This is a genomic window from Hymenobacter tenuis, from assembly GCF_054780495.1.
On record NZ_BAAGWF010000013.1, the window covers coordinates 1 to 2887 of the forward strand.

1 rRNA gene is annotated in these 2887 nt (G+C 53.4%); it reads left to right on the top strand.

The features are described 5' to 3' along the window. Positions 1-41: 41 nt before the first annotated feature. A 23S ribosomal RNA gene (locus tag ACYVGU_RS21385) occupies positions 42-2887 on the top strand; the annotation flags it as partial.

The following is a 2887-nucleotide window of genomic DNA, read 5'->3' on the forward strand; positions in this document are numbered from 1 at the left end:
TTAGTCACCCGAGCCGAGACGGCTTTCGAGTCGTCTCCTACTGAGAAGTAGACAAGGGCACACGGGGGATGCCTAGGCTCTCAGAGGCGATGAAGGACGTGATAAGCTGCGATAAGGCCAGGGGATGGGCACATACCACGTGATCCTGGCATTTCCGAATGGGGCAACCCCTTACTTTGAAGAAGTAAGATCTGGTGTCTATAGGACACGAGAGGCAAACCCGGGGAACTGAAACATCTAAGTACCCGGAGGAACAGAAAATAACATATGATTCCCCAAGTAGTGGCGAGCGAACGGGGAGGAGCCCAAACCACAGTGGTCACGGCCACTGCGGGGTTGTAGGACCTCAACATCTGATTGAGTAATCTTAGCTGAATGACGTGGGAAAGTCAACCATAGACGGTGAGAGTCCGGTAAGCGAACTGATTATTCACGGTAGAGGATTCCTGAGTAGGGCGGGGCCGGAGAAACCCCGTCTGAATCCAGCGGCACCATCCGCTAAGGCTACATACTCCTGAGAGACCGATAGTGAACTAGTACCGTGAGGGAAAGGTGAAAAGAACCGGGAATACCGGAGTGAAAAGAACCTGAAACCGTGTGCTTACAAGCAGTTAGAGCCCTTTTGTGGGGTGATAGCGTGCCTTTTGCATAATGAGCCTACGAGTTACTCCTCTCTGGCAAGGTTAAATGACTGAAGTCATGGAGCCGCAGCGAAAGCGAGTCTGAATAGGGCGCAGAGTCAGAGGGGGTAGACGCGAAACTTTGTGATCTACCCTTGAGCAGGTTGAAGGTTGGGTAACACCAACTGGAGGACCGAACCAGTTTCCGTTGAAAAGGATTTGGATGACTTGAGGGTAGGGGTGAAAGGCCAATCAAACTGAGAAATAGCTCGTACTCCCCGAAATGTATTTAGGTACAGCGTCGAGGTGGAGTCAGCGGGAGGTAGAGCTACCGATAGGACTAGGGGGTGTCACAGCCTACCGAATCCTGACGAACTCCGAATGCCCGTTGATATACTCGGCAGTGAGGCGTGGGGTGCTAAGGTCCCATGCCGAGAGGGAAAGAACCCAGACCATCCGCTAAGGTCCCTAAATTCGGACTAAGTTGAACAAAGGAGGTCCACTTGCTTTGACAGCCAGGAGGTTGGCTTGGAAGCAGCCATTCCTTTAAAGAGTGCGTAACAGCTCACTGGTCGAGCGAGAGGGCATCGATAATACACGGGCATCAAGTCCGGTACCGAAGCGATGGATTTGCATTATGTGCAAGTGGTAGGGGAGCATTCCAGCAGCGGTGAAGGTGTATCGTCAGGTATGCTGGAGCGGCTGGAAAAGCAAATGTAGGCATGAGTAACGATAAAGGGGGTGAGAAACCCCCTCGCCGATAGACTAAGGTTTCCTGCTCAACGCTAATCGGAGCAGGGTTAGTCGGGACCTAAGGCTATGCCGAGAGGCTACGTCGATGGACAGCGGGTTGATATTCCCGCACCTAGTAAGTGGAGTGATGCAGTGACGCAGAAGTGAAAGAGACGCGGGCGGACGGAAGTGCCCGTTGAAGTGCGTAGGTTTTGGGAGGGTAGTTAAGTACGCCCACCTAGCTGAAACATGATAGTACCTAGCGGCTTCGGCCAATGGGATAGTTCTCCTAATCAGACTGCCAAGAAAACCTGCTAAGCGTTTACTGCTTGCTAGCCCGTACCGCAAACCGACACAGGTAGTCAAGGAGAGAATCCTGAGGCGCTCGAGTGAATCATGGCCAAGGAACTCGGCAAAATGGTCCTGTAACTTCGGGAGAAGGGACGCTTCCTTGCAGCAATGCAAGAAGCCGCAGTGAAAAGGCCCAGGCGACTGTTTAACAAAAACACATGGCTTTGCGAACGCGTAAGCGGAAGTATAAGGCCTGACACCTGCCCGGTGCCGGAAGGTTAAGAGGGGAACTTAGCGCAAGCGAAGGTTTGAATCGAAGCCCCGGTAAACGGCGGCCGTAACTATAACGGTCCTAAGGTAGCGAAATTCCTTGTCGGGTAAGTTCCGACCTGCACGAATGGTGTAACGATCTGGGCGCTGTCTCAGCCATGAGCTCGGTGAAATTGTAGTCTCGGTGAAGATGCCGAGTACCCGCCACGGGACGGAAAGACCCCGTGCACCTTTACTATAGGTTGACATTGATGCTGGACAACACATGTGTAGGATAGGTGGGAGACTATGAGCCAGGGCCGCCAGGTCTTGGGGAGTCAACGTTGAAATACCACCCTTGTGTTGTTTGGCACCTAATCTGGCAACGGAGACAGTGTCTGCTGGGTAGTTTGACTGGGGTGGTCGCCTCCAAAAATGTATCGGAGGCTTTCAAAGGTCCACTCAGTACGCTTGGTAACCGTACGCAGAGCGCAATAGCATAAGTGGGCTTGACTGTGAGGCCGACTAGCCGAGCAGGGTCGAAAGACGGATATAGTGATCCGGTGGTTCCGCATGGAAGGGCCATCGCTCAAAGGATAAAAGGTACGCCGGGGATAACAGGCTGATCTCCCCCAAGAGCTCATATCGACGGGGAGGTTTGGCACCTCGATGTCGGCTCGTCACGTCCTGGGGCTGGAGAAGGTCCCAAGGGTTCGGCTGTTCGCCGATTAAAGTGGCACGCGAGCTGGGTTCAGAACGTCGTGAGACAGTTCGGTCCCTATCTGTGGTGGGCGTAGGATATTTGACAGGACCTGACTTTAGTACGAGAGGACCGAGTTGGACCAGCCGCTCGTGCACCGGTTGTGACGCCAGTTGCAGCGCCGGGTAGCGACGCTGGGATGAGATAAGCGCTGAAAGCATCTAAGTGCGAAACTCACCTGAAGATGAGATATCCGTTAATAAGAGTCGTCGGAGACCACGACGTTGATAGGTCC